The sequence below is a fragment of the Pseudarthrobacter enclensis genome (genome assembly GCF_030811655.1).
In the GTDB taxonomy this organism is placed as follows: Bacteria; Actinomycetota; Actinomycetes; order Actinomycetales; family Micrococcaceae; genus Arthrobacter; species Arthrobacter enclensis_A.
The window spans coordinates 180213-206358 of sequence record NZ_JAUSRE010000001.1 but is presented as its reverse complement, the minus strand read 5'-3'; the positions used below and the strand labels follow the sequence as shown (position 1 = coordinate 206358).

22 protein-coding genes and 2 riboswitches are annotated in these 26146 nt (G+C 67.1%); of the genes, 5 read left to right on the top strand and 17 right to left on the bottom strand.

Going from position 1 to position 26146, the window contains the following annotated elements; translation table 11 throughout:
- Window positions 1–117: 117 nt before the first annotated feature.
- Both metX and J2X98_RS00855 read right to left on the bottom strand, forming a co-directional pair.
- Entirely contained in the window at window positions 118–1233 is a 1116-nt protein-coding gene (metX, locus tag J2X98_RS00860) for a homoserine O-acetyltransferase MetX (protein ID WP_307303481.1), read from the bottom strand.
- A 12-nt stretch (window positions 1234–1245) separates the two neighbouring features.
- A riboswitch (SAM riboswitch) is annotated at window positions 1246–1361 on the bottom strand.
- 150 nt (window positions 1362–1511) lie between these two features.
- Window positions 1512–2846: a bifunctional o-acetylhomoserine/o-acetylserine sulfhydrylase gene (locus J2X98_RS00855; protein WP_141940691.1), complete on the bottom strand. Its 1335-nt coding sequence runs from the start codon at window positions 2844–2846 to the stop codon at window positions 1512–1514.
- Between the two features lie 25 nt (window positions 2847–2871).
- Window positions 2872–2986, bottom strand: a riboswitch (SAM riboswitch).
- Window positions 2987–3147: 161 nt separating this feature from the next.
- On the opposite strand from J2X98_RS00855, the gene J2X98_RS00850 reads away from it, so the two are divergent.
- Window positions 3148–3786, top strand: a complete 639-nt coding sequence (locus J2X98_RS00850) for a VOC family protein (RefSeq protein ID WP_141940690.1) — start codon at window positions 3148–3150, stop codon at window positions 3784–3786.
- A gap of 371 nt (window positions 3787–4157) precedes the next feature.
- The gene (locus J2X98_RS00845; protein WP_307303478.1) at window positions 4158–5774 is read left to right on the top strand and encodes an HNH endonuclease signature motif containing protein; all 1617 of its coding nucleotides are present in this window, start codon (window positions 4158–4160) and stop codon (window positions 5772–5774) included.
- Between the two features lie 42 nt (window positions 5775–5816).
- Here the strand turns inward: J2X98_RS00845 and J2X98_RS00840 are convergent, their stop codons facing one another.
- The 6 genes from J2X98_RS00840 to tdh all read right to left on the bottom strand — a co-directional run bounded on the left by J2X98_RS00840 (window position 5817) and on the right by tdh (window position 12239).
- Window positions 5817–6593 carry a CPBP family intramembrane glutamic endopeptidase gene (locus J2X98_RS00840; protein ID WP_141940688.1) on the bottom strand — a complete coding sequence of 259 codons (777 nt, stop codon included), beginning with the start codon at window positions 6591–6593 and terminating at the stop codon, window positions 5817–5819.
- A gap of 94 nt (window positions 6594–6687) precedes the next feature.
- Complete coding sequence (locus J2X98_RS00835) at window positions 6688–7476, bottom strand: DeoR/GlpR family DNA-binding transcription regulator (protein WP_307303476.1); 789 nt, start codon at window positions 7474–7476, stop codon at window positions 6688–6690.
- Window positions 7477–7575: 99 nt separating this feature from the next.
- Window positions 7576–8787, bottom strand: a complete 1212-nt coding sequence (gene hutI, locus J2X98_RS00830) for an imidazolonepropionase (protein ID WP_307303474.1) — start codon at window positions 8785–8787, stop codon at window positions 7576–7578.
- Window positions 8788–8798: 11 nt separating this feature from the next.
- Entirely contained in the window at window positions 8799–9914 is a 1116-nt protein-coding gene (locus J2X98_RS00825) for an NAD(P)/FAD-dependent oxidoreductase (protein WP_307303472.1), read from the bottom strand.
- A 57-nt stretch (window positions 9915–9971) separates the two neighbouring features.
- Complete coding sequence (locus J2X98_RS00820) at window positions 9972–11171, bottom strand: glycine C-acetyltransferase (protein WP_307303470.1); 1200 nt, start codon at window positions 11169–11171, stop codon at window positions 9972–9974.
- Between the two features lie 21 nt (window positions 11172–11192).
- The gene (gene tdh, locus J2X98_RS00815; protein WP_141940683.1) at window positions 11193–12239 is read right to left on the bottom strand and encodes an L-threonine 3-dehydrogenase; all 1047 of its coding nucleotides are present in this window, start codon (window positions 12237–12239) and stop codon (window positions 11193–11195) included.
- A gap of 132 nt (window positions 12240–12371) precedes the next feature.
- Here tdh and J2X98_RS00810 point away from each other — a divergent pair, with 132 nt between their 5' ends.
- Window positions 12372–13283, top strand: coding sequence for a LysR family transcriptional regulator (locus J2X98_RS00810; RefSeq protein WP_141940682.1), 912 nt, complete (start codon window positions 12372–12374; stop codon window positions 13281–13283).
- 39 nt (window positions 13284–13322) lie between these two features.
- Here the strand turns inward: J2X98_RS00810 and J2X98_RS00805 are convergent, their stop codons facing one another.
- From J2X98_RS00805 to J2X98_RS00785, 5 genes are all read right to left on the bottom strand, one after another.
- Window positions 13323–14015 (bottom strand): DUF5666 domain-containing protein, encoded by a 693-nt coding sequence (locus J2X98_RS00805; protein WP_307303704.1) that lies wholly within the window; start codon window positions 14013–14015, stop codon window positions 13323–13325.
- A gap of 228 nt (window positions 14016–14243) precedes the next feature.
- Window positions 14244–15752, bottom strand: coding sequence for an Asp-tRNA(Asn)/Glu-tRNA(Gln) amidotransferase subunit GatB (gene gatB / locus J2X98_RS00800; RefSeq protein WP_307303467.1), 1509 nt, complete (start codon window positions 15750–15752; stop codon window positions 14244–14246).
- Window positions 15752–17314, bottom strand: a complete 1563-nt coding sequence (gene gatA, locus J2X98_RS00795; RefSeq protein ID WP_307303465.1) for an Asp-tRNA(Asn)/Glu-tRNA(Gln) amidotransferase subunit GatA — start codon at window positions 17312–17314, stop codon at window positions 15752–15754. Before gatA ends, gatB begins: the two co-directional genes overlap by 1 nt.
- Window positions 17315–17316: 2 nt before the next feature.
- Window positions 17317–17613 (bottom strand): Asp-tRNA(Asn)/Glu-tRNA(Gln) amidotransferase subunit GatC, encoded by a 297-nt coding sequence (gene gatC / locus J2X98_RS00790; RefSeq protein ID WP_141940678.1) that lies wholly within the window; start codon window positions 17611–17613, stop codon window positions 17317–17319.
- Window positions 17614–17760: 147 nt separating this feature from the next.
- Entirely contained in the window at window positions 17761–19248 is a 1488-nt protein-coding gene (locus J2X98_RS00785) for a CitMHS family transporter (RefSeq protein ID WP_141940677.1), read from the bottom strand.
- A gap of 204 nt (window positions 19249–19452) precedes the next feature.
- Here J2X98_RS00785 and J2X98_RS00780 point away from each other — a divergent pair, with 204 nt between their 5' ends.
- Window positions 19453–21222, top strand: a complete 1770-nt coding sequence (locus J2X98_RS00780) for a sensor histidine kinase (RefSeq protein ID WP_307303463.1) — start codon at window positions 19453–19455, stop codon at window positions 21220–21222.
- A complete protein-coding gene (locus J2X98_RS00775; protein WP_307303461.1) occupies window positions 21215–21877 on the top strand; it encodes a response regulator in 663 nt (220 codons plus the stop codon). The genes J2X98_RS00780 and J2X98_RS00775 overlap by 8 nt, the downstream gene beginning before the upstream one ends.
- A 19-nt stretch (window positions 21878–21896) precedes the next feature.
- Here the strand turns inward: J2X98_RS00775 and J2X98_RS00770 are convergent, their stop codons facing one another.
- The 4 genes from J2X98_RS00770 to ligA all read right to left on the bottom strand — a co-directional run bounded on the left by J2X98_RS00770 (window position 21897) and on the right by ligA (window position 26051).
- Entirely contained in the window at window positions 21897–22277 is a 381-nt protein-coding gene (locus J2X98_RS00770) for a RidA family protein (protein ID WP_141940674.1), read from the bottom strand.
- Between the two features lie 47 nt (window positions 22278–22324).
- Window positions 22325–22828 carry a GNAT family N-acetyltransferase gene (locus J2X98_RS00765; RefSeq protein ID WP_307303457.1) on the bottom strand — a complete coding sequence of 168 codons (504 nt, stop codon included), beginning with the start codon at window positions 22826–22828 and terminating at the stop codon, window positions 22325–22327.
- A 131-nt stretch (window positions 22829–22959) separates the two neighbouring features.
- Window positions 22960–23769, bottom strand: coding sequence for an inositol monophosphatase family protein (locus J2X98_RS00760; RefSeq protein ID WP_307303456.1), 810 nt, complete (start codon window positions 23767–23769; stop codon window positions 22960–22962).
- On the bottom strand, window positions 23766–26051 hold the full coding sequence (ligA, locus tag J2X98_RS00755) for an NAD-dependent DNA ligase LigA (RefSeq protein ID WP_307303702.1): 2286 nt from the start codon (window positions 26049–26051) through the stop codon (window positions 23766–23768). The genes J2X98_RS00760 and ligA overlap by 4 nt, the downstream gene beginning before the upstream one ends.
- Window positions 26052–26146: the final 95 nt, after the last annotated feature.

Genomic DNA, 26146 nt, shown 5'->3' with positions numbered 1-26146 from the left:
ATGAGTATGGTCTGCCTGCCGGCCAAGCTCAACGCCCATTAGTGCAGAATGCATCTGCAGGAATGCACAAGCAGCCGCCTTGCACGGCGGGACGCCGGGCGGGCCGGACTAGCGGGGCTAGACCAGGAAGCTGCTCCTCAGCTGGCCGCCCAGCTGTCCAATCTCGGTCAGGAACCCGTCATGCCCGATCGGAGCCTGGATGATATGGACGTCCACGTCGCCGGGCAGCGCCTGCGCCAGCTCGCGGGACTGCGACGGAAAGTAGAGCCGGTCGGAGTCGACGGCGGCCACGAAGAACCGCGCGGTGGACGTGGCCAGGGTCTCGGGCAGGGTTCCCCGGCCCCGGCAGATGTCGTGGCTCATGAGTGCCTCAGTCAGGGCGATGTAGCTGTTCGCGTCAAATCGCTTCACCAGCTTGTTGCCCTGGTGGTCCAGGTAGCTTTCAACCTGGTACCGGCCGCGGGCCGCCAGCACCTCCCCCCGGAAGGGAGACTCAGGCGCCTGGGGGGCCCGGCCGAAGCGGCCTTCAAGTTCGGTTGCGGACCGGTAGGTGATGTGGGCGATCCGGCGGGCCAGCGCCAGCCCTTCCTCCGGTGACGGTCCGCCGTAATAGTCGCCGCCGTTGAAGTGCGGGTCCTGCCTGATGGCCAGGGTCTGGGCCTGGGCAAAAGCAATCTGTTCCGCCGTGCTCGCGGCTCCTACGGCGATGACGGCGCACCGCTGCACCCGCTCCGGGTACGTCACGGCCCACTCCAGGGCGCGGGCGCCGCCCATGGATCCGCCCAGGACGGCAAACCAGCTGCTGATGCCCAGCTGGTCCGCCAGCCGGGCCTCCGCTACGGTGCTGTCGCGGAGCGTGACCAGGGGGAACCTGGAGCCCCAGGGCTTCCCGTCGGGCGCGGGCGACGACGGGCCGGTGGATCCGTAGCAGCCACCCACGATGTTGATGGAGACCACGAAGAACCGGTCAGTGTCCACCGGGGCGCCGGGGCCGGCCAGCTGTTCCCACCAGCCTTCTTCGTCGGTGTCGCCGCGGGTCACGTGCGTGCTGCCCGTCAGGGCATGCTCGATCAGGATGGCGTTGCTGCCGTCCTGGTTCAAGGTGCCCCAGGTTTCGTAGGCCAGCGTGACGTCCGGCAGGTACCCTCCGGCCTCAAGTTCCAGGCCGCCGATGGAGGCGTAACGGACGATTCCATGTTCGGGGGCTGTGGTTCGGGTGACGGTAACCGTCATGGCAAGACCTCTTCTACGCGCTTGCCCGCCGTCAATTGGCCGGCAGGCCAGGTCCTCACCCGGGGCACCCCACCGCGGAAGGAGGGTTGCCGGCCAGCAAGCCGGGGCTGTCACTGGCACTCATGACCTGGTTCGAGTGTACGAAACACCCCCCGCTCCAGGCCAAGAGTGTGACTGGTTGTGACTTCCCGGCTTGCTGCGCTCCCTGCCCATTCCGCCGGACTGGCCGCCCGGCGTCGTACGTGTGTTCCTAAGCGCCCGTTGCCTGGCGCTTGCTGCTAGGCGCCCTTGGCGGCGCGGAAGCCGGCTTCCAGATCAGCCAGGATGTCGTCGATGTGTTCGAGGCCGACGGAGAGCCGCACCAGCCCCGGAGTGACGCCGGCAACCACCTGCTGCTCCGGAGTGAGCTGGCTGTGGGTGGTCGACGCCGGGTGGATGACCAGGGAGCGCACGTCACCGATGTTGGCCACGTGGGAGTGCAGTTCCAGCGCGTCGACGAAGCGCTTGCCCGCCTCCGCGCCGCCGGCCAGGTTGAAGGAGACGACGGCGCCCGTCCCCTTGGGCCCGTACTTGCGGCCACGCTCATACCAAGGGCTGGACGGCAGCCCGGCGTAGGCGACCGATTCGACGTCGTCCCTTGCCTCCAGCCAGCGTGCCACCTCCGTGGCGTTGGCAACGTGGCGCTCCACCCGCAGGCTCAGCGTCTCCAAGCCCTGGGAAATCAGGAAGGCGTTGAAGGGCGAGACCGCCGACCCCAGGTCGCGGAGCAGTTGCACGCGGGCCTTGAGGATGTAGGAGAGGTTCGCTCCCAGCGCGCCGCCCTCGCCAAGGTCACGCGCGTAGACCAGGCCGTTGTACGTGGGGTCAGGAGTGTTAAAGCCGGGGAAGCGCTCCGGATCCTTGCTGAAATCGAACTTGCCGGAGTCGACGATGACGCCCGCAATGGCCGAACCATGGCCGCCCAGGTACTTGGTGGCCGAATGGATCACGATGTCGGCGCCCCACTCCAGAGGGCGGATCAGGTAGGGAGTGGACAGGGTGTTGTCCACGATCAGGGGAACGCCGGCCTCGTGGGCCACCTCGGAGATGCCTTCGAGGTCCAGGACATCCTGGCGCGGATTGGAGACCACCTCACCGAAGAAGAGCTTGGTGTTGGGCCGGACGGCGGCGCGCCACTGGTCCAGGTTGTCCGGATCCTCCACAAAGGTGACCGAAATACCGAACTTCTTCAGTGTGTGGGCGAACAGGTTGTAGGTTCCGCCGTAAAGGCTGGGGCTGGCCACGATGTGGTCGCCGGCCTCGGCGATGTTCAGCACCGCGAAAGTCTCTGCGGCCTGCCCGGAACTCAGCAGCAGCGCCGCGAGGCCTCCTTCGAGGCTGGCGATCCGCTGCTCCACGGCGTCCTGCGTGGGATTGCCGATCCGTGTGTAGATGGGCGCCAGCTCGGCCAGCGCGAAGCGGTTGGCTGCGCTCTCGGCGGTCGGGAACACGAAGGACGTGGTCTGGTAAATGGGCAGCGCACGCGCTCCCGTGGCGCTGTCCGCTTCCTGGCCGGCATGGATCTGGCGGGTTTCGAAGGACCATCCGTTGGACATCTCAGTCTCCTGTGACATGGGCCCGGAATGCTGGGAGCAGTACGGGCCGCGCTTGCTTCCGGCTCTTGCCGGACAGCCAGGTCTTCACCCGGGGCACCCCACCGCGGTTGGAGGGTTGCCGGCCAGCGAGCCGGGGCTTGGCGCTGGCGCTCATGACCTGAGCCCAGTGTAGGAAGAGTGCTGTCGCCGGGAACAGGATTGTGACGAACATGGTCTTACGGGCGTCCTGCTGCTTCGCCGCATGCCTGCCGCCGCCGGAAAAATGCCAGTAAGGGTACCCTTAGCTGAGAGCCCGATCACAAAGTGCCAAGATGTTCGCATGCGCATGGATCACGTCTCTTACGCCTGTGAACACGATGGCCTCGCGGCCACTACCGAACGTATTGCAACTGCCCTCGGCGTTGAGGCAGTGAAGGGCGGGGTACACCCCCGCTTCGGTACCCGGAATATGATCATCCCGCTCGCCGGGCACAAGTACCTCGAGGTTGTGGAGGTCCTGGACCACCCGGCATCCGACAAGGCACCGTTCGGACAGGCAGTGCGTGCCCGTTCCGCAGCCGGCGGCGGCTGGATGGGCTGGTGCGTCGAAGTGGACGACCTCGCCCCCTTCGAGGAACGTCTTGGCCGCTCCGCCGTCAACGGCAACCGCAAATTTCCTGACGGTCGTGAACTGGTCTGGAAGCAGATTGGCATCCTGGGCCTCATCGCCGACCCCCAGGTCCCCTACATGCTCAAGTGGGAGGGGGACCCGTCACTGCACCCGTCCAACGCCTACCCCAGCAACCTTAAGATGAGCTGCCTGACCATCGCCGGCTCAGCCTCGCGGGTGACCGAGTGGCTCGGCGAGCCGGTTGAGAAGCCCCTTGAGGATGTTGCAGTCGAGTGGGTGGCCCCGCACGGCACACCCGGCATCCTTTCGGTCACCTTCGAAACCGCCAACGGAGCCGTCACTATCTGACGCTTCCCGCCCCCCTCTCCCCTGCTTGTCCGGGAGACGGACCTGCCGGGCCGTGCCCGGCTCAGCTTCGGCCGCCATGAGGTAGTAACAACGGCGTCACTACCTCATGGCGGCCGAATTCCTTTAAGCGGCACCAGCTTGTCCACACCCGTGAGGGCCGCGTGTTCCGGTGCGCCGCACAAGTTCCTTTTCGCGCGGGACATTTGGGGTGCGGGAAGGATTGTCCGCATCGAGGATGTACGACGACGGCGTGCGGCCTTTTGTCGTGAGGCGCCTTTGGCAGCGGGCGGGCTTGGGCGGACCGGCTTTCCCCGCCTTCGCGCGGGGTGCTTGCAGGTCTGACTGTCAGTGGGTGGTTGGATGATGTGGGTATGGGAATCAGCGGTGGTTTTGGGGCGGTGTTGGAGGGTGTTCGTGCCTCTGTCGCTGCCCTTGATGCGCTGGTTCTTGAGGACCGGAATTTCGAACATTCTGCGCTGACGGCTGCGGCGGGAGATATTGACGTGCTGCAGCGCCGGTATGAGCTGTGCCTGGAAGGGTTGGAGGTTGTTGCCCGGTTGGAGGCGCAGCTGGCGGCGGTAAAGTCCGGGCAGGCTGCCCGTGCCGTCGAACTCCAGCAGGCCATGACTCCGCCGGATGCATGTGTGCAGGACCGCACCTATGCGGAGATGTCTGTCGTGGAGGAGATCGCGGGGGTCCTGACCATCAGCTCCGCCGCCGCGGGCGCGTTGGTGGACCAGTCCCGCCGGGTCTGTTCCCTGCCACCGGTGCTCGAGGCGCTGTCCGCCGGTGCCGTGTCCTGGCAGCACGCGAAGATCGTTGCCGACGAAACCGAGGGACTCACCCCCGAAGGCGCGCTGGAGCTGGTGGCGCATTTCCTCGACCCCGACGCCCCCAACCCCGCACGCGGCGCAGCACCGGGTGAGCTTGTCCCGTCCCGGTTCCGGGCGAAGGTGCGTTCCTGGCGGGAACGCCACCATCCCGACTCCATCGGGAAACGCCACGCCAAAGGTGTGGCGGACCGGCGGATGGAATACAGCCCCGACCGGGACGGCATGGCCTGGCTCTCGCTCTACCTCCCCGGCGACACCGCGTGCGCCATCTGGAACCGCACCACCGCCACCGCCCGCGGCCTCCAAGGACCCGACGAAACCCGCACCCTCACCCAACTCCGCCCCGACATCGCAGCATCCCTGCTGCTCGGTGCCGGAAACCCTGCCGGGCCCATCAAGACACCCACCCCCAAGGCCGACGTCCTGGTCACGGTTCCGGTGTTCTCCCTCCTCGGCAGCACCGACGAACCCGCAGAACTCGACGGCCTCGGCCCAATCCCGGCTTCCATGGCCCGCAAACTCGTCGCTGACGGGGCGCATTCGTTCTACCGGGTCCTGGTCGACCCCCGCGACGGGGCACCACTGGAAATCGGCCGCACCCGCTACCGGCTCCCCGAAACCATCAAACAATGGATCAGGATGCGCGACGCCAAATGCACCTTCCCCGGCTGCACCAACCACACCCCCGACAACGACACCGACCACCTGCAGGCCTGGGACCACGGCGGCACCACGAACGTCGGCAACCTGGCCCAACTCTGTCCCAAACACCACAGGCTCAAACACCACAGCACTTGGACACCGGATCCAGCCTGCGCGAAAGACTCACCCGGATGGACCTCACCCACCGGACGCCACTACCAACCCGAACACCCCGCCCCCGAACCACCACCCTGGCCGCCAGGAATCCTATCCGCGGAACACGCTGAAGCGGATGCGACACCTTTTCAGGACGACGACGTCCAGTGGCAACTGCTGCTTGCCGGGATGCCATCATGGCCCGACCCGCCACCTGAAGAACCGGCAGGCGACAGCATCCTCGATCCGGATGAACTTTGCCCCAGCGATCCGCTCTGGGATGAGTTTTACGAAAACCCGCGCACTTTGCCGCCCGACCCGCAAACCGACCGGGAGCTGCTGCTCCCGCTGAGGTGACCGCCAAGCCATCGCACCGCCAACGGACGCGGGTGCTTGTGGTTACCCCAGCCCCACAGCCTTGCCAAAGAGGCTAAACCCCACGAAGGCCACGATATCCAGCAAGGCGTGGGCGACGACCAGCGGCATGACCCTGCGGGTCCGGGTGTAGAGCCATGCGAAAACTACGCCCATGACCGCGTTGCCGATGAACGGTCCAAAGCCCTGGTACAGGTGGTAGCTGCCGCGCAGCACGGAGCTCACCGCGATGGCGAGCGGCATGCTCCAGCCGAATTTGCGGAAACGGTCCAGGAGGTAGCCCACAACAATGACTTCCTCGAGCACTGCGTGGCGAATGGCGGACAGTATGAGGACCGGAACCGTCCACCAATAGGCATCGAGGGCGCTGGGGATGATCGCGGTGGTGATTCCCAGTGCCCGCCCTGCCGCGTAGAGGCCCAGGGACGGGATGCCGATCAGCGCAGCCAGCCCCAGGCCCTGCAGCAGGTCCCGGCCCGGGCGTGCAAAGTTGAACCCCAGTTTCTGGAACGCAGAACGGGGGCCGGCCTCACCCGGCACCGTCTGGCGCTGGTCCGTCAGGAAGTACAGGACCAGCAGCACAGGCACCAGGGCAAAGATGATGTCCAGGAGCTGGTAGGTCAGGTCGAAATATTCACGGGTACTCTGGGAGCGGTTCAGGGTGGACGTACCCTCGGCCAGCGGGGCCCGGGTCATCTTGTCCAGCAGCTGCACCACTGAGTAGACGGCCGACTGGCCCAGGGACAGGCCCAGGACGATCCAGACTTCGAGTCGAAGGCGACGGCGGGAGGGAACCAGCATGTTCCCATCTTGCCTGCAGTTTCTGGATCCGGGCTGATGGAGGAGCCGTCGTCTCACACCGGTTACGCGGGAAGACCTCGATGCGCCGCCCGGATCAGGCGGGTGCCACGATCACTTCGGTGCCGTTGGCCTCAAAGGCCGCCTTGTCGCGGGCAGAAATGCCGGCGTCAGTGATGAGCCTCGTGAACTCGTAGCCATCCATGGTGGCAAAGGCCCGCACGCCCACTTTGGAGGAGTCTGCCAGGACGTAGGACACCCGGGCCCGGGATGCCAGCAGGGCGTTAACGGAGGCCTCACCCTCTCCCGTGTTGGTGGGTCCTACCTCGGGGTCGATCCCGTTGACCCCGATGAACGCGATGTCCAGCACCACCTTCTGCATGATGATGTCCGTGTAGGGGCCTACCAGCTCGTACGACCGCGGGTTGAGGATTCCACCCGTAACCATGACCTTGATGTTCGGCCGCACTGCCAGTTGTCCGGCGATATTGATCGCATTGGTGACCACGGTGAGCGTGGGCTGGTTGGAGGGCGCGTTCAGGTCCTCACGGGTGGCCAGGATTTGGGCCAGGGCGGTACTGGTGGTTCCCCCGCAGAGACCGATCACCGCTCCGGGCCGGATCAGCGCCGAGGCACACTGCGCGATCTGTTCCTTGGCCTCGGCGTGGTCGTCGCGGTTGTAGCGCCCGGGCAGGTCGTAAGCGAGGGCACCGGTAGTGGCGCCGCCGCGGGTGCGGGTCAGCAGGCGGCGCTTGGCCAGGCTGTCCAGGTCTCGGCGCGCCGTGGCTGGGGAAACGTTGAGGGTGCTGACGATTTCATCCACCTCCACCTTGCCGGTCTTGGCCAGCAGGTCAAGAATCGCAGTCAACCGGTCAGTGCGGGTCATCCCAAGGGGCCTTTCGATACTGCAGCCACCACTCCTGATGACGCTTCCTGATTATAACCGAAGGGAAACGATCAGGAACAATCAAAACGCGGCCTTTCGTCAGCGCTCCCGCACGCCGGCCCGCCACACAGCGTACGTCAACGGCATCCCGGGCCGGTAGGCGAGGTGCGTGGCGGACGGGGCATTCAGCAGGTGCAGGTCGGCCCGGTGTCCGACGGCGATGGACCCCACGGCGCGCTCCCCGTCGGCGTCCCTTCCGCGTTCCTTGTGCAACGCCAGGGCTCCGCCATAGGTGGCCGCGCGGACGGCCTCGTGCACGCTTAGGCGCATCTGCAGGACGGCGGTTGTCACGCAAAAAGCCATGGAACTGGTGTACGACGTGCCGGGGTTGCAGTTGGAGGCCAGTGCCACCTGCACCCCCGCGTCCAGGAGGTCGCGCGCGGGGGCCAGTGGCTGGCGGGTGGAAAGGTCGCAGGCGGGAAGGCAGGTGGCAACGGTGCCCCGCTCCCCGGTCCCCGTTGCCGGGTCCCATCCGGACCAGGACGCGGCCAGGGCCTTGACGTCCTGAACGGCAAGGTAGTTCACGTGGTCCACGCTGGCGGCGCCAAGCTCGACGGCGAGCTGCACGCCGGGACCTTCACCGAGCTGGTTGCCGTGTACCCGCAGGCCCATTCCCGCGTCGCGGCAAGCCGTCAGCACACGACGGGACTGCTCGGCCGTGAAGGCCCCCTCTTCGCAAAAGACGTCGGCCCACTGGACGTACGGGCGGACGGCGGCGAGCATGGGACCGCACACAAGGTCGGTGTATTCGTCAGGGTCCTGTCCCGCGGGAACCAGATGGGCCCCCAGGTAGGTCACCTGGTCCGCCACGGTGGAGGCAATGCGCGCGCTGCGTGCCTCATGCTCAATATCCAGGCCGTAGCCGGTTTTCGTTTCCAGGTAGGTGGTTCCCTGGGAGACGGCCTCGGCAACCCGTCCCATGGCGAGTCGGGTCAGGTCAAAATCCGAGGTGGCACGCGTCGCGTTCATGGTGACGGCAATGCCGCCCGCGGCGTAGGCTTCCCCAGCCATCCGGGCCTCAAATTCCGCGGTTCGGTCGCCCGCAAAGAGGAGGTGGCTGTGGGAGTCGACCCACCCGGGGAGCATTGCCCTGCCGCCGGCGTCCACCACCCGATCGGCGGCCGGCGCACTGGCCGCGACACCGATCCAGGAGATCCGCTCCCCCTCAATGACCACCGCCGCGTCCTTCAGGACCCGGCGCTCCAGGTCCTGGGTCATCAGCTCGGCAATGTTGGTGATCAGGGTGCTCATAGGACCATTCTTTAACGCCGGATGGACCATCGCGTGGCGGCGAGCGCCTGTGCTGTCCGGGATTCCGGACGGTCTGCGGTTGCGTCGGGGGAAGCCGTCGTCCCTGCCAGTATCTGCTCCGCGGCCAGCTCCGCCAGGGCTGACGACGTCTGGAAGCCATAACCGCCCTGGCCGGCCAGCCAATAGAAGCCGGGGGCTTCCGCGTCGAACCCGGCCACGGGGACGCCGTCGGCTGCTTCCGTGCGCAGGCCGGTCCAGGCGCGGCGGATCTCCCTGATCCCCAAGCTGGTCAACGAATTCAATCGCTCCACCAGGCGTTCAACGTCGCCGGGGCGGGGCCGGGCGTCCTCGGGGCCGCTGGCCACGTGCTCGGACGGCGAGATGAGCACGTCGTTGCCTTCGCGGCGGAAGTAGAACGTGTTGTCCGCTGCCGCCACCATGGGGCTTTGCCCAGGAAGGGGATGTTCGACGGCGGCAATCGCCGCGGTGCGCCGGTACGGCTGCAGCCCCAGCTTCTCCACGCCACTGATCACCGCGAGCTCGTCAGCCCAGGCACCAGCCGCGTTGACCAGCACCCCGGCACTGAACCCCTCGGCACCGGCCCCCACCTGCCAGCCCGTACCCACCCGCTGGGCCGAATGCACACGTGCCCCCGTGAAGATGTCGGCGCCGGCGGCGAGCGCCTGTTTACGGTGCTCACTGAGGAGCAGGGGCGCGTTGCAGCCGAAGGAGCCGGTATCCAGGCCTGCGGCTGCGAAGGTTCCCGGGACCAGCGCCGGACACAATTCGAGGGCCCGGTCCACCGTGATGGACTGCATGTGTCCGCTGGCTTCCGCGGCCACCTCGGATTCGGACCCGATCAGCATGAAGCTGCGCGGCGTCAGGACCGGTTCCGGCAGTTCCGCGTCGCGGGCCGAGAGCAGCTCCAGGGTGCGCATCGTGAGTTCCTGCACCGCGGGCGGCCCGTAGCTCGGGATCAGCTGGCGGGCCGAGCGGGAGGACGTGTGGTATGCCAGCTCCTGCTCCGCCTCCACCAAACCAACGCTGCAGCGGCCCGCGAGCGCGGACGCCAGGGACAGGCCGGCAATGCCGCCGCCCACAATCAGGACATCGTAGTGTGCTGCCATCCGATCATCCTGCCAGAGTTCGCGCTCTCCGGGACTCCCGCCTCGACTGAATCCGGGTCAGGCTGCTGCCGCCTCGGCACGGCTGGCGACGAAGGCACGGACGCACGCTTCGACGTCGTCCGCTGAATGGGCGGCGGACAGCTGTACCCGAATCCTCGCGGCACCGCGCGGGACCACCGGGAAGCTGAACGCGGTGACGAAAACGCCGTGCTGCAGCATCCCGTCGGCCACCTTGGCGGCCATGACGGCGTCGCCGAACATGACCGGGACGATAGCGTGTTCGCCGGGGAGCAGGTCGAAGCCTTCTTCCGTCATGCGGCGGCGGAACAGCGCGGCGTTTTCGAACAGCCGGCGACGCAGGTCACCGGAGTTTTCCACCAGGTCCAGCGCCTTGAGGGTGGCGGCCACGATGGCGGGCGCCAGCGAGTTGGAGAAGAGGTAGGGCCTGGCCTTCTGCCGCAGCATGGCGATGATCTCCCTGCGGCCGGACACATAGCCGCCCGACGCTCCGCCCAGGGCCTTGCCGAACGTGCCGGTGTAGATGTCCACGCGGTCCGAGACTCCTGCGTGTTCGGGCGTCCCCGCACCAGTGGCCCCCATGAAGCCCACCGCGTGGGAGTCGTCCACCATCACCATGGCGCCGTACTTGTCGGCGAGGTCGCAGATTTCCTTGAGCGGAGCCAGGTATCCGTCCATGGAGAACACGCCGTCGGTAACGATCAGTTTCCGGCGCGCGTCCTGCGCCTCCTGCAGGCGGCCCTCTAGCTCTGCCATGTCCCGGTTGGCGTACCGGTAGCGCTTGGCCTTGCACAGGCGGATGCCGTCAATGATGGAGGCGTGGTTGAGCGCGTCGGAAATCACTGCGTCGTCCGGGCCGAGCAGGGACTCAAAGACGCCGCCGTTGGCGTCGAAGCAGCTGGAGAACAGGATGGTGTCCTCGGTGCCCAGGAATTGGGAAACCCGGGCTTCGAGCTGCAGGTGCAGGTCCTGGGTGCCGCAGATGAAACGTACGCTGGCCATGCCGAAGCCGCGCTCGTCCATCGCGGCCTTCGCGGCGCTGATGATCTCAGGGTGGTCCGCCAAGCCCAGGTAGTTGTTGGCGCAGAAGTTCAGCACGTCGGCGCCCGGTCCGCCGATCCGGCCGGCGGTGATGTGGCTGGACTGGGGCGAGCTGATGCTGCGCTCCGTCTTGTAAAGCCCGGCCGTGCGGATTTCCTCCAGCTCGTCGTGGAGCTGGTCCTTGATGGAGGTGTACATGGGTTTCCTTACCGTCGCGTCTTACAGTCGGGTCCAGTCGAGGACTACTTTTCCGCCAACACCGCTGCGGGCAATCTCAAAGCCCTTCTCCCAGTCCGTGGCCGGCAGCGTGTCCGTCACCACAGCGGAAATTCCCGCGTGCAGCACGGGGTTGGAGGAGAGCATGGCGCTCATGGCGTACCAGGTTTCGTACATTTCGCGGCCGTAGATGCCCTTGAGCGTGAGCATATGGGTGACCACCTTGCCCCAGTCGATGGTGATCTCCTGGCTGGGCAGTCCCAGCATGGCGATCCGGCCGCCGTGGTTCATGTTGTCGATCATTTCAGGCAGGGCGGAGGGGTGGCCGGACATTTCCATTCCGACGTCGAAGCCTTCGCGCATGCCAAGCTCCCGCTGGGCGTCGCGGACGCGGGTGGTGGAGACATCGATGGCAAGGTCGGCACCGAGCTGCCGGGCCAGTTCCAGCCGGGGGCGGGAAACGTCCGTGATGGCGATCTTCCGCGCACCTGCGTGGCGTGCCACTGCGATGGCCATGAGGCCGATGGGACCCGCACCGGTGATCAGCACGTCCTCCCCCACGAGCGGAAAGCTCAGGGCCGTATGCGTAGCATTGCCGAAGGGGTCGAAGATTGCGCCCAGTTCGGGTGTGACTGATGGGTCATGGTGGACCCAGACGTTGGTTTCGGGGATGACCACATACTCGGCGAAGGCGCCGTCGCGCTGCACCCCCACACTGACCGTGTGGATGCACATCTGCCGGCGGCCCGCACGACAGTTCCGGCAGATCCCGCACACGATGTGGCCCTCGCCGGAAACCCGGTCGCCCACCTTGACGTCACGCACCTCCCAGCCGACTTCCACCACTTCGCCGTAGAACTCGTGCCCGGCGATGAGGGGGGCTTCGATCATCCCCTGCGCCCAGGCGTCCCAGGACTGGATGTGCAGATCAGTGCCGCAAATACCGGTGGTCATGACCCGGATTTTCACGTCCGCCGGGCCAGCCTGGGGTTCGGGGCGGTCTATGAGTTCGAAACCGGCCTGGGGGCCGGCCTTGTACAGGGCCTTCATTGGCATCCTTACTTCATGCAGCTATAACGGGGGGAACGGCGTCTCCTCCTCATTGAAGCCCCGCCGACGCTTTAGCACAACAGGATTCTTCTCAATCGACGATGTAGCAAAGCTAAGGGATAGACTGGGCTAGTGGAGGTTCATCAGCTTGAAATCCTGCGGGAACTCGGCGTCCTGGGAAGCGTGAAGGCGGTAGCCGACACCCTCATGGTGACGCCGTCGGCGGTCTCCCAGCAACTGGCACACCTGCAGCGCTCCGTGGACGTTCCACTGACGCGCAAGGAGGGCCGGAACCTGGTACTGACCGAGGCGGGCCAGGTACTTGCCGACGCGGGGGCCGCCGTCGTCAGCGCCATGGCCGAAGCCCGGGGTGCGTTGGGCACCTACCATGGCTCCCCTGCCGGCAGGGTGACGGTCAGCGGGTTCCACAGCGCGGGACAGGCCCTGTTTGCACCGCTGGCCCGGATGCTGGACCAGCCGGAGCACCCCCGGATCGAACTGTCCGACGAGGACGTCGCGCAGCAGGACTTCCCCGCCCTGACCGCACGGTACGACCTGGTCCTCGCGCACAGGATGGACCACAGCCCGCGCTGGCCCGCGGACCGCGTGGCCGTGATCCCGCTGGCCCACGAACCCCTGGACGTCGCCCTGCCCGCCAACCACCCCCTGGCCCGGAGGGACACGGTAACCGCGGACGATGTCGGCGCCGAGGCGTGGGTGACCAGCCACCCCGGGTACTCCCCCGCCGATGTCCTGTCCGCCATCGCTGCCGTCTCCAGCCGGGTCCCCAACATCATTCACCGCATCAACGACTATTCAACGGTCGCGGCCCTCGTGGGCGCCGGCGGAGTGGTGGGGCTGCTGCCAAGGTACACGGCAGGCCCGGTCCTCAACCCGGACATCGTGCTGCGTCCGCTGGAAGGCATCAGCACCCGCCGCAGGATCGACCTGCTGGCCAGGCCGGAAAACCTGAAGCGGAGGGCGGTGGTGATGGTCTGCGAGGCGTTGGAAGACATCATGGCAGGGCTGGTGCAGCAGGGCTGAACGCGGCGCCTGCGGGAGGCTGCGGGTCCTTGCCGGGCGCTACGAGTCCTCGGCATCCTGGCCGTTGCCCTTGCCCATCCTGTGTCCAAGGCCTTGACCGTGCCCCAAGCCCTGGTTGTGTCCCAGGCCGGGGGCGCCGCCGGCGCCCTTGACGATCCGATTGGCGGTTGCTTTGTCCCCGTCCTTGACGCCGGAGATGCGCACGGTGTCTCCAACCGCAATGTCGGCAATCGTTCCGCCTGCCGCCTTGGGCCGCTTGCCGTCGTCGCCCTTTGCACCCGGGGTGGGCGCTGCGCCCGGGCTGGCCGTTGCTCCCGGGCTGGCCGTTGCTCCCGGGCTGGCCGTTGCTCCCGAACCACCAGCGCCCGCGGCCGGAAGCCTGGTGATTCTTGTGTTGCCGTTGACGGTGTAGGTCTGGGAGAAGCCGTCCTCGCTCCTGACCGTAATGGCGGTGCCGCTCACAGACTCCACGGTCCCCTGCTGCTCCAGCTCGGTGGTGAAAGTGCCGTCCGGGTTCTTGACTACGGCCTCCCCATGGAGGGGCTGGGCGCGCTGGACTTTGCCGGGTTTGTTGTGTCCTGGAGCGTTGCCGGAGTTTCCCGGCGCCGATCGGGACGGAGCGGGTGACGCCGACGGTGTCGGTGCGGCCGTGACTGTGGCGGACCATGCCAGCGCGGCCCCGGTCCCGGTCAGTGCCAGGGCTACCGCGCACACAACCGCCACCCTGCGCATCCTCATTGGCTCCCGGACCGCCATGGCTGTCCCTCCCGCGCGCTCGTGCCGCAACTCCACGCCGTCGCACCGGCGCCTTGTGGGCTCAAGTGTAAGTCCGCCAGGAGCCCGCAGCCACGGGTACTTTTGGGGAGCGCCGCCTGAGTACTTAAAGCGAACCGGGCCGCAGTTATTGCCGTTATGAGGGCTCAAAACGGCATCTACTGCGGCCCAGTTGGGTAGGAAACGCTAGACCGTGACGCCCAGCTTCTCCAGGATGAGTTCCCGGACGCGGACGGCGTCGGCCTGGCCGCGGGTGGCCTTCATGACCGCGCCCACGATGGCGCCGATGGCCTGTACCTTGCCGCCGCGGATCCTGTCCGCCACGTCGGGCTGGGCTGCGAGGGCGGCATCGATGGCTTCCAGGAGGGGACCGTCGTCGGACACGACCGCCAGGCCGCGCTTTTCGACGATCTCTTCCGGGGTGCCCTCGCCGGCGAGTACGCCGTCCAGGACCTGGGAGGCCATCTTGTTGTTGATCTTGCCGGCTTCCACCATGCGGCTCAGCTCCACAACGGTGGCGGGGCTGACGCCCAGCTGGCCGGGGTCAACGTCGGCGGCCTTGGCGCGGCCCACGATCTCGCCCATCCACCACTTGCGGGCCACTGAAGCGGAGGCACCGGCGGCGATGGTTTCCTCGATCTCGTCCAGGACGCCGGCGTTCACCACGTCGCGGAACTCCAGGTCGGAGTAGCCCCAGTCCGCCTTGAGGCGCTTGCGGCGCTCAGCCGGAGGTTCAGGCAGGGTGGCGCGCAGTTCCTCGACCCATTCGCGGGACGCAACCACGGGGACCAGGTCCGGTTCCGGGAAGTAGCGGTAGTCGTCGGCGTCTGACTTGGGCCGGCCCGACGTTGTGGTGCGGGTGTCCTCGTGCCAGTGCCGGGTCTCCTGGACAACCGGGTTGCCGGAGTCCAGTACGGCTGCGTGGCGCTGGATCTCGTAGCGGACGGCGTGTTCGACGGCGCGCAGCGAGTTCACGTTCTTGGTTTCCGACCGGATGCCAAAACGTTCGCGGCCGTGCGGGCGGAGCGACACGTTGGCGTCGCAGCGGACGTTGCCGCGTTCCATGCGCGCGTCGGACACGCCCAGGTTCTTCACGATTTCCCGGATGGCGGCCACGTAGGCCTTGGCCAGTTCCGGGGCGCGGGAACCCGCGCCCTCGATGGGCTTGGTAACGATTTCCACCAGCGGAACGCCAGCGCGGTTGTAATCCACCAGGGAGAAGTCGGCGCCGTGGATGCGGCCCGTAGCCCCGCCCATGTGGGTCAGCTTGCCGGCGTCCTCCTCCATGTGTGCGCGTTCGATCTCCACGCGGAATACGGTGCCGTCTTCCAGCTCGATATCCAGGTAGCCGTCGTACGCGATGGGCTCGTCGTACTGGGAGGTCTGGAAGTTCTTGGGGGTGTCCGGGTAGAAGTAGTTCTTCCGTGCAAAGCGGCAGGATTCGGCGATCTTGCAGTTCAGCGCCAGGCCGATCTTGATGGAGGACTCCACGGCGGTCTTGTTCACCACGGGCAGGACACCGGGCATTCCCAGGTCCACCTCATTGACGTTCGTGTTGGGCTCGTCGCCAAAGACGTTGGGCGCGGAGGAGAACATCTTGGTCTTGGTGTTGAGCTCCACGTGGACCTCGAACCCCAGGACGGGATCGTACTTCTCCATGGCCTCATCGAAGCTCAGGATTTCGTCGGTGCTCATTATTTTGCCTCCTGGGTTTCGAGGGATTCAGCGGCAAGGTCGGGCGCCTGGGCCAGCAGCGGGCCGCCCCACTTGGCTTCGAGCAGCGATTCCAGGACCGCACCCACCCGGTACAGTCGGGCGTCCTCGCGGGCCGGGGCCAGCAACTGGATGCCGACTGGCAGCCCGTCCTCATCCGCGAGGCCGCCGGGCAGCGACAGGCCGGGCACGCCGGCGAGGTTGGCGGGGATGGTGGCGACGTCGTTCAGGTACATGGCCAGCGGATCGTCCAGTTTTTCGCCGAGCGGGAACGCCGTGGTGGGGGCGGTGGGCGAGATCAGGACGTCGGCCTGCGCGAAGGCGGCCTCGAAGTCCCGCTGGACCAGGGTGCGGACTTTCTGAGCGGAGCCGTAGTAGGCGTCGTAGTAGCCGGCGGACAGGGCGTAGGTGCCCAGGATGATGCGGCGCTTGACCTCGTCCCCGAAGCCGGCGGCGCGGGTGGCACCCATGACGCGTTCAATCGTCATGGGACCCTCTTCGGGGAGGACGCGCAGGCCGTACCGGACGCCGTCGAACTTGGCCAGGTTGGAGGAGGCCTCGGACGGCATGATCAGGTAATAGGCGCCCAGGGCGTACTGGAAGTTGGGGCAGGAGACCTCCACGATCTCCGCGCCCGCGTCCTTGAGCAGCGCCAGGGCATCATTGAAGCGGTTTTCGACGCCGGCCTGGTAGCCCTCGCCGTGCAGTTCCTTGATGATGCCAATGCGGAGCCCCTCAACGCTGCCGGTCTTCGCGGCGGCGACGAGGTCCGCCAGCGGGTCCGGCAGGGAGGTGGAATCGCGGGGGTCGTGGCCGCCGATGACCTGGTGCAGCAGGGCGGAGTCCAGGACGGTCCGGGTAACGGGGCCGATCTGGTCCAGTGAGGAGGCCATGGCGATGGCGCCGTAGCGGGAGACGCTGCCGTAAGTGGGCTTCACGCCCACGGTGCCGGTGACGGCGCCGGGCTGGCGGATGGAACCACCGGTGTCCGTGCCCAGGGCCAGGGGCGCTTCGAAGGCGGCAACGGCGGCAGCGGAACCGCCGCCGGAGCCGCCGGGGATCCGGTCCAGGTCCCAGGGGTTGCGGGTGGGGCCGTAGGCCGAGTGCTCCGTGGAGGAGCCCATGGCGAATTCGTCGAGGTTGGTCTTGCCCAGGATCGGCATCTTGGCCGCGCGCAGGCGCTCGACGACGGTGGCGTCGTACGGGCTGTGCCAGCCTTCGAGGATTTTCGATCCGGCGGTGGTGGGCTGGCCGATGGTGACAATAAGGTCCTTGACGGCGATGGGAACGCCGGCCAGGAAGTGCAGGGCTTCGGCTTCCGCTCCGCCGGCGGCGCGGATGGCATCGACTTCCGCAGCAACGGCGAGCGCTTCCTCGGCGTTGATGTGCAGGAAGGCATTGACCTTGCCGTCCACGGCGGCGATCCGGTCCAGGTAGGCCTGGGTTGCTTCGACGGCGGTGACCTCGCCGGCACGCAGTTTCTCGGCGAGCTGCGCTGCAGACAGGCGGATCAGGGTATCGGCGCTGATGTTCTGTTCAGTCATGGTTATGCCTCATCCAGGATGGCGGGGACCTTGAAACGGTTCTCATCGGAGTCCGGGGCGCCGGAGAGTGCCTGTTCCGCCGTGAAGGTGTGGCCCACGACGTCCTCGCGGAACACGTTGGTCAGCGGAATGGGGTGCGAGGTGGCGGGCACGTCGTCCCCCGCGGCCTCGCTGACGGACTTCACCGAATCGACGATGACGGCGAGCTCGCCGGCCATCCTGTCCAGCTCTTCGGCACTCATCTCGATGTGAGCGAGCCGCGCAAGATGCGCGACGTCGTCACGGTTGATCGCAGCCATGGATCTCCCCTGCAAAGTTCGAATTGTTTTCCGATCCAGTCTAGTGGGGAAACGCAGATGCCCGTCTGACATCCCCCAGCGGGCGTCAGACGGGCACCTTCGATACCCGCATCCTGCCGCGGGGACAGGAGCACGGGCAGCTACAGACTAACCGATACCAATGGCTCCGGTCAGCATGCCGACACCAAGCATTACCAGCGAAATGACGGCGGTGCGCCACAGGACCTTCTTGTGGTGGTCACCGAGGTCCACCTTCGCCAGCGACACCAGGAGCAGGATGGCCGGAACCAGCGGGCTCTGGAGGTGGAACGGCTGGCCGGTGATGGAGGCGCGGGCCATGTCCGCGGCGCCGACACCGTAGTGGGCGGCGGTCTCGCTGAGCACCGGCAGGACGCCGAAGTAGAAGGCGTCATTGCTCATGAAGAACGTCATGGGGATGCTGAGGACGCCGGTGAGGACGGCCATGAACGGACCCATGGAGGACGGGATGATCTGGACCAGCCAGGCGGACATTGCCCCGACCATGCCGGTGCCCTTGAGGACGCCGGTGAGCACTGCGGCCGCCATGACCATGCTGACCACGGCGACGATGGACGGTGCGTGGGCGATCAGCTGGGCGCCCTGGTCCTTGACCCTGGGGAAGTTGACCAGCAGGGCGATCGCGGCGCCAACCATGAAGACGAACGGCAGCGGAATGACATTGGCCACGAGGACCACCATGACCGCGACGGTCAGGGCGAGGTTGAACCAGAACAGCTTGGGGCGCAGGGTGCTGCGGTTGGGATCGAGGGCGGTGTCGGCGAGTCCGGTGCCGCTGTCCTCAGCAAGGGAGTCGGTATGCTCCAGCACGGCCACCGAGGTTCCTGCCGGGGAACGGTCGACGGCGGGGGCTGCTCCGCCAGGGTTGCCGCCCTTGCGTCCGGTGCCGGACGCCGTGCCGCCGGCGAGCGAACCACCGGTGGAGGTGCCGCCGTCGAACTCTGCTGCAGTGTCCGGGACGCCCCAGATTTCGGGAGCGGTGGCGCGGAGGCGGTTGCGTTCCTGCAGGCCCAGCAGCCAGGAGAAGGCGAAGACGACCACCAGGCCGGCGACGAGGGACGGGATCATGGGGACGAAGACGTCGTTGACGTCGATCTTGAGCGCGGTGGCGGCGCGGGCCGTGGGGCCGCCCCAGGGCAGGATGTTCATGGTGCCGTTGGCCAGGCCGGCCACGCAGGTGAGGACTACGGGGCTCATCTTCAGGCGCAGGTAGACGGGCAGCATGGCCGCGGTGGTGAGGATGAAGGTGGTGGATCCGTCGCCGTCCAGGGATACGGCGGCGGCCAGGATGGCAGTGCCCAGGACAACCTTGGCGGGGTCGTTGCCCAGCTTGCGGAGGATGAACTTCACCAGCGGGTCAAAGAGCCCGACGTCAATCATCAGGCCGAAGTAGATGATGGCGAACATCAGCAGGGCCGCGGTGGAGGTCATGGACTTCATGGAGTCCATCACCATGTCGCCGATACCCAGGCCGGCACCGGCGAAAAGACCAAAAACAGTAGGGACGATGATCAGCGCCAGCACTGGCGTCAACTTCTTCGTCATGATCAGCACCATGAAAACCGCGATCATGGCGAATCCAAGTATTACCAGCACAGCCGGCTCCTTCTTGTGAACAGCACCACAGCGTTGTGATGCGTGCTACAGACTGTAGGGTGGCGGGCGTCACGGCGGTGCCTTTGGCTTAATTGATTGGCATACTGCTTGTTGGGAGCATTTTGCTCATTGTGCTCACGCAGCTTTTTCGCGCTGGAGGCCGCCCGCCCGCTACCGTCACGCAGTACCCGTCAAGGAGGATGAATGCAGCGTTCCGTGCCCCGGCCGCCGCTGCGGTTTTCCACCCAGACGCTCCTGCTCCAGCTGGCCGTGGTTCTTCTGGTAGTGCTGCTCAGCGCCGCCGTCCATGCCTGGCTGACCTACGACCGGGTGGGCAGCGACGCCGAAAACCAGGCACTGACGCTGGCCCGCACCGTTGCTTCCGATCCCGAGGTCCGGGCGGACGTGCTGGCCATCAGTGAACAGCCCGGCACTCCCCCGCCCGCGGAGCTTCTGGCCGGCCCCCTGCAGGAGTCCGCCGAGGCAGCGCGGACCCGGACGGGCGCACTGTTCGTGGTGATCACCGACGAAACCGGCATCCGGCTGGCGCATCCCGACCCCCAGCGGCTCGGCGGGAAGGTCAGCACCGACCCGACCGAGGCGTTGTCCGGGCAGGAGATCACCACCCGGAACACCGGGACCCTGGGCCCTTCCGCGGGGGCAAAGGTTCCGGTGTACGCTCCGGGCACGGCGACGGTGGTGGGCGAGGTCAGCGTGGGCTATTCCATGGAGACCGTCGCCCAAAGCGTGGCGCGGGATATCGGGCCGGTGGCGCTGACGGCCGCCGGAGCCCTGCTGGCGGGGGTCCTGGGGTCCTTCCTGCTGCGCCGGCGCCTGCAGCGCCTCACCCTGGGCCTGGAGCCTGAGGAGATCAGCACGCTGGTCCACGACCAGGTTGCCGTACTGCAGGGCGTGGACGACGGCGTCATCGGCGTGAGTGCCGACGGGCGGATCAGCGTCTTCAACGCCGCAGCCCAGCGCCTGCTCGGATTGCCCGACCTGTCCGGTACTCCCTGGGAGGACGCTCCGGTGCCGGAGCAGCTGAAGTCGCTGACCCGGCCGGGGGCCGGTGCTGCCGGCGGCACCGTTATGGGAGCCGCCGCAGGTACCAGCAGTTCGGGCCAGGATGCCCTGGAATTGGTGGCCGGCGGCCGGGTCCTGGTGGCAAACGCGCGCAAGGCACTGCACCGCCGGGAGGACCTGGGCTGGGTCATCATGCTGCGCGACCGCACCGAACTGCAGCAGCTCACCCGGCAACTCGACGCAGTGGGCACCATGTCCACCGCCCTGCGGGCGCAGCGCCACGAGTTCGCCAACCAGCTGCACACGCTGGCCGGATTCCTGGGCATCGGGCAGCATCAGGAGGCACGCGACTACCTGGCCGGGTTGGCCGCCACGGGACCGCTGAAGTTTCCGGTGGACCAGGCCGAACTGCTCCAGGACCCGTACCTGCAGGCATTCGTGGGCGCCAAGGGCGTGGAGGCGGACGAACGCGGCGTTGCCCTGCGCATTGGGCCGGAGACGCTGGTCCGCGGCCAGGTGACCCAGGCCCAGGATGTGACCACCGTGCTGGGCAACCTGATCGACAACGCGGTGAACGCCGCCGTGGCGGGATCCTCCACCGAACGCTGGGTGGAGATTGAGGTGCTGGATGAGCCGGGCGACGACGGCGGCACGCTGCACGTGGTGGTCGCGGACTCGGGTGATGGGCTGGCGGACGGAACGGACGCGGAGCGCGTGTTCGCCGAAGGTTTCACCACCGCCACCGGGCCCGTTCGTGCCGGCGGCGGCCACGGATTCGGGCTGGCCCTGGCCCGCCAGCTGGCCCGCCGCCGCGGAGGCGACGTCAAAGTTCTCGAACGCGGAACCAGGGGCGGACCCGGCGCTGTATTCATGGCCACGTTGCCACACACAACGGCAGGAAGCCCTGCCGCCCACCAGCTGGGGGCAGCCGGAAAGGATGACAATGGCTGACGATTTTCGGGTCCTGATTGTGGACGACGACTTCCACGTGGCAAAGCTCCACGCCACCTACGTGGACTCGGTGGCCGGCTTCCTGGCCCTGGCGCCCGCCGGCAGCGCATCCCTGGCGCTGCAGGCCATCCACAGCCTGCGGCCGGACCTGGTGCTGCTTGACGTCTACCTTCCGGATGCCTCCGGACTGGACCTGCTCCAGCAGCTGGACGTGGACACAATCATCCTGAGCGCCGCCTCCGACGCCGCCTCAGTCCGGGCGGCGTTCCGCCGCGGCGCGCTGGGGTACCTGCTGAAGCCGTTCACCGCCGAGTCGCTGTCGCAGCAGCTGCGCTCCTACGCCCGCTACCGCCGCTTCCTGGCGCAGCCGGGGGCACTGGACCAGGACAGGGTGGAACGCGCCAAACGTGCGCTGATTCCGGGGGATGTCACGCCGTCGTCGAAACCCCGTTCGGCCACGGAAGCGGCGGTCCTGGAATCGCTGGTCAGCGGCGAGCAGTACTCGGCTGCCGAGGTGGCCTCACGCGTGGGTGTCTCCCGCGCCACCGCCCAGCGGTACCTGTCCTCCCTGGCCGACGACGGCGCGGTGGACATCCAGCTCCGCTACGGGACCACCGGCAGGCCGGAACACCGCTACGGCCTGCCGGCCCGGTAGGGCAGAAGAAACTTCCGCGTTATGCGCTCTTCTGGGCCACCAGTTCGATCTCGACGAGCATCTTCGGGTCCAGGAACGGGAGCACGTGGACCAGGGAGAGAGTGGGGCGGATCTCTCCGAACACCTCGCCGTGGGCGCGGCCGGCCTCTTCCCATTTGCTGATGTCCGTCAGGTACAGCTTGGACTGCACCACGTCCTCGTAGCCGAAGCCGGCGTCAGCCAGGACTTTGCCGAGTTTCTGCAGGATGTACTGGGTCTGGGTGTAGAAGTCATCCCCCACGATTCCGTCGTCACCGCTGGCCGCGGTAGCGGAGATGTAGAGGGTGTTGTCCACCTGGACGGCGCGGGAATAGCCGAGGGTCTGTTCCCAGACGGATCCGCTGCCGAAGGTATTGCGCATGGGTGGGCCTTTCAAAGCTGGAATGGGTCGCCACCACTGTAGGGCTGCTACAGGTCGCGCCGGTAAACCAGCAGTTTTGTGTCGGTTCCGGGGACCAGCCAGTCCCGTTCAGGGGCCCTGTGGAAGCCGGTCTTAAGGTAGAGCCCGTGCGCGCTTTCCCAGGCCTGGCCCGTGGTGAGGGCCACTGCACGGATGCCGGGAAGCGTCCTGGCATGGCTGACGATGGCGTCCACCATGGCTTTGCCGGCGCCGCTGCGCTGCACGGCAGGGTCCACCACCAGCATGCGGAATTCCAGTTCGTCAGGCAGGGCGATGTCCGCGTACGGTTCCCCCGCCAGTGCCAAGGTGACCGAGCCGACGATGGTTCCTTCCCGTTCGGCCACCCAGATGGTTGCCTGTTCGGCCCGCGCCGCAACGTCCATGATCTTGACCATGTACGGGTGCGAGGCGTCGTCGAAGTAGCCTGCGGACAGGTAGGAGTCCCCGGTGATACGGGCAATGGCGGGGAAGTCGGCTTCGACGGCGGGACGGATGGTTAGCTGCGGCTGCACCCGTCAATGGTAGTGGCAGCCGGTCCGTGGGCTGCGCGGAAAAGCGTTTTCCGTGATCGAACTATCAGATGGTGCGCAGCAACCGGGGCAGCCGCCTCCTTCCGGCGCCTGCGCCCGCAGTACCTCACCGGTTAGAGCGGAAACTTCCCGGACAACTCCAGGCTGGCAGCGCACGTCCACGCGTCAAGGCGCTCGTCGTCCGTGGGGCCGCCGTCGAGCGGGCTGGTCAGGCGGGGCCTGCGCACCCAGCAGCCGGCTTCCTCGGCGATCAGCGCCCCGGCCGAGAAGTCGTGTTCGTTGAGTCCCCGCTCGCCATAGGCATCGTGCGTTCCATCCGCCACCATGCACAGGTCGAGGGCTGCGGAACCCAGGCGGCGGACGTCGGCGAAGCCGTCCATGAGGGTGGCGAAAGCGGCAGCCTGCTCGCTGCGGACGCCGGGTTCGTAGCTGAACCCGGTGGCCAGGATCTGCCCGGCGCGGCCCGGTACCGGGCCGTCGAGCCTGGTGACAGTGCCGCGTTCCTCCAGCCACGCACCCTGGCCGCGGGCAGCGTAGTACACCCGCCCCAGGGCAGGGGCGTTGACGACGCCGGCCAGCCAGACGCCGTCGGCATCGGCAACAGCCACGGAGGTGGCGTAGTAGACGATGTTGCGGATGAAGTTGGTGGTGCCGTCCAGGGGGTCGATGGACCAGCGGTAACCGGTGGGGTCGGCGGCCCGGGTGGTTCCCTGTTCCTCGCCGGTGATGCTGTCGTCCGGGCGGGCAGTGGTGATGACGCGGCGCACGGCGTCTTCCGCGGCCAGGTCGAAGGCCGTGACCCAGTCCCCGGCGGCCCCCTTGTTGCTCGCGTCCAGGGCGTTGCCGTCCCGGCCGGAGAGGACGTTGGCGCCTGCCGCGGCCGCCTGTTTGGCCACCTCCAGGAGTTCAGCTGCGGACGTCATACGTTCTCCTCCACTGCGGCAGGTACAGCCGCTTTCTGGGTGCTGTCGGCATCGTCGCGCCAGGTTTCCGCTGCGTCGCCACCAGGTTCTGCACCGTCACCAGGTTCTTCGCCGGCTGCCGGGGCATCACCCAAGGCAGCCGGGCCGCCGTCGAGCAGTTGCCTGAACCCCTCCTCGTCCAGGACCCGGATCCCGAGCTGTTCTGCCTTGTCCAGCTTGCTGCCGGCGCTTTCGCCGGCCACCACGTAGCTGGTGTTCTTCGAAACGGAACCCGCCGCCTTGCCGCCCCGGAGCAGGATGGCTTCCTTTGCCTCGTCCCGGCTGAAGTTGGGCAGGGAGCCCGTGACCACCACGGTAAGGCCTTCCAGGGTGCGCGGCATGGACTCGTCCTGTTCGTCCTCCATGCGAACACCGGCGGCGGCCCAGCGGTCGATGATCTCCAGGTGCCAGTCCTCCGCGAACCATTCCTTCAGTGCGGCGGCGATGGTGGGACCTACCCCGTCCACATGGGCCAGTTCCTCCTCGGAGGCCGCGCGGATGCGGTCCATGGAGCCGAACGCCTGTGCCAGGGCACGCGACGCGCGCGGACCGACGTGCCGGATGGACAGGGCAACCAGGACGCGCCACAGGGGCTGGGTCTTGGCCTTTTCCAGTTCCTTGAAAAGCTTCTGGGTGGTGGCGGTGGGCTTCGACGGCGACTTGGCGGTGCCCTTGCTGAAGAAGTACGGCACCAGCCCGTACTCGCCTGTGGGAACGCCCTTTGACTTTTTCTCGCGCCGGATCCGGACATCGGCCAAATCCCCGGGAGTGAGGTCGAACAGCCGGGCTTCGGAGGTCAGCGGCGGCACCTCAGGCTCGGCGGGCTGGGTCAGGGCGATGGCCGCCTCCCAGCCCAGGGCCTCAATGTCGAAGGCGCCCCTGCCCGCTACATGGAACACGCGCTCGCGCAGCTGCGATGGGCAGGACCTGGCGTTAGGGCAGCGGACATCCACGTCCCCCTCCTTGGCAGGGGCCAGGGGCGTGCCGCAGGAGGGGCATTCGGTGGGCATCACAAAGTCGCGCACCGGCGGGTCCTGCTGGTCGCGGAGGTTCAGGACCGGTCCCACTATTTCCGGGATGACGTCCCCGGCCTTCCGCAGGATCACGATGTCGCCGATCTTGACGCCCTTGGCCTTGACGACGTCCTGGTTGTGGAGCGTGGCCATCTCCACTGTTGAACCGGCCACCTTGACCGGCTCCATGACTCCGTAGGGGGTGACGCGGCCGGTGCGGCCCACGTTGACCTGGATGTCCAGCAGCTTGGTGTGGACTTCCTCCGGCGGGTACTTGTAGGCCACGGCCCAGCGGGGAACACGCGTGGTGTTGCCCAGGGCACGCTGGGTACCGAAATCGTCCACCTTGATCACGATGCCGTCGATCTCATGGAGCAGCTTGTGGCGCTGGTCGCCGTACCGTTCGATGAAAGCCAGGACGTCGTCGCGGGTTTCCAGCACCTCGAAGTAAGGGCTGACCGGCAGGCCCCATTCCTTGAGCAGCCCGTACGTTTCGGACTGGCTCCCGGCCGCAAGTCCCTCCCGGGCGCCGATGCCGTGGACGAACATTTTCAGCGGCCGCTTGGCCGTTTCGGCAGGGTCCTTCTGGCGCAGCGACCCTGCTGCGGCGTTCCGGGGATTGGCCAGCGGCGCCTTGCCGGCTTCGATGAGTGCTTCATTGAACTCAGCGAAGGCCTTGGAGGGGATGAAGACCTCGCCGCGTACCTCCATCTCGGCCGGGAAGCCGTTGCCGCGCAGTTCCTGCGGGATTTCCTTGATGGTGAGCAGGTTGTGGGTGATGTCCTCGCCCGTGGTTCCGTCGCCGCGGGTGGCGGCACGCACCAGTTTGCCGTCGCGGTACAGGAGGTTGACCGCCAGGCCATCGATCTTGAGTTCGGTCAGCCATGCGGCTTTGACGCCGCCGTCACCGATCTTTTCGATGCTGGCCTCGGCCCGGTTGAGCCAGGCCTCAAGCTCGGCGAGCGAGAAGACGTCCTCCAGGCTGTACATCCGCTGCAGGTGCTCTACCGGCGCGAACGCGGCCGATACCTCGCCGCCCACTTCCTGGGTTGGGGAATCGTTGGCCACCAGTTCGGGGTGCAGCGCCTCGATCTCCTCCAGGCGGCGGAAGAGCGTGTCGAACTCGGCGTCCGACACCAGGGGCGCGTCCTCCTGGTAGTACGCGAACCGGTACTTCCGCACCAGGTCCGCAAGGTTCTCGTATTCCTCGCGGATGGCTTCGGTGGGGATCGCTTCGGGCTCGTGCGGCGCCGTGCTCCGGCCGGCGGTCTGTTCTGCGTGTCCTGGTCCTGTGCTCACAAACCTATCTTGCCCTACAGCCCCGA

Bases quoted from the DNA above. Each gene is read 5' to 3' on its own strand.
- hutI (WP_307303474.1), bottom strand. From the start codon at position 8,787: ATGAGCACCCTGATCACCAACATTGCCGAGCTGATGACCCAGGACCTG.
- J2X98_RS00760 (WP_307303456.1), bottom strand. From the start codon at position 23,769: ATGACGTCCGCAGCTGAACTCCTGGAGGTGGCCAAACAGGCGGCCGCG.
- J2X98_RS00855 (WP_141940691.1), bottom strand. From the start codon at position 2,846: ATGTCACAGGAGACTGAGATGTCCAACGGATGGTCCTTCGAAACCCGC.
- J2X98_RS00825 (WP_307303472.1), bottom strand. From the start codon at position 9,914: ATGGCAGCACACTACGATGTCCTGATTGTGGGCGGCGGCATTGCCGGC.
- gatB (WP_307303467.1), bottom strand. From the start codon at position 15,752: ATGAGCACCGACGAAATCCTGAGCTTCGATGAGGCCATGGAGAAGTAC.
- J2X98_RS00780 (WP_307303463.1), top strand. From the start codon at position 19,453: ATGCAGCGTTCCGTGCCCCGGCCGCCGCTGCGGTTTTCCACCCAGACG.
- J2X98_RS00770 (WP_141940674.1), bottom strand. From the start codon at position 22,277: ATGCGCAATACCTTCGGCAGCGGATCCGTCTGGGAACAGACCCTCGGC.
- J2X98_RS00840 (WP_141940688.1), bottom strand. From the start codon at position 6,593: ATGCTGGTTCCCTCCCGCCGTCGCCTTCGACTCGAAGTCTGGATCGTC.
- tdh (WP_141940683.1), bottom strand. From the start codon at position 12,239: ATGAAGGCCCTGTACAAGGCCGGCCCCCAGGCCGGTTTCGAACTCATA.
- J2X98_RS00835 (WP_307303476.1), bottom strand. From the start codon at position 7,476: ATGACCCGCACTGACCGGTTGACTGCGATTCTTGACCTGCTGGCCAAG.
- J2X98_RS00845 (WP_307303478.1), top strand. From the start codon at position 4,158: ATGGGAATCAGCGGTGGTTTTGGGGCGGTGTTGGAGGGTGTTCGTGCC.
- J2X98_RS00820 (WP_307303470.1), bottom strand. From the start codon at position 11,171: ATGTACACCTCCATCAAGGACCAGCTCCACGACGAGCTGGAGGAAATC.
- J2X98_RS00775 (WP_307303461.1), top strand. From the start codon at position 21,215: ATGGCTGACGATTTTCGGGTCCTGATTGTGGACGACGACTTCCACGTG.
- gatC (WP_141940678.1), bottom strand. From the start codon at position 17,613: ATGGCTGCGATCAACCGTGACGACGTCGCGCATCTTGCGCGGCTCGCT.
- gatA (WP_307303465.1), bottom strand. From the start codon at position 17,314: ATGACTGAACAGAACATCAGCGCCGATACCCTGATCCGCCTGTCTGCA.
- J2X98_RS00850 (WP_141940690.1), top strand. From the start codon at position 3,148: ATGCGCATGGATCACGTCTCTTACGCCTGTGAACACGATGGCCTCGCG.
- J2X98_RS00805 (WP_307303704.1), bottom strand. From the start codon at position 14,015: ATGCGCAGGGTGGCGGTTGTGTGCGCGGTAGCCCTGGCACTGACCGGG.
- metX (WP_307303481.1), bottom strand. From the start codon at position 1,233: ATGACGGTTACCGTCACCCGAACCACAGCCCCCGAACATGGAATCGTC.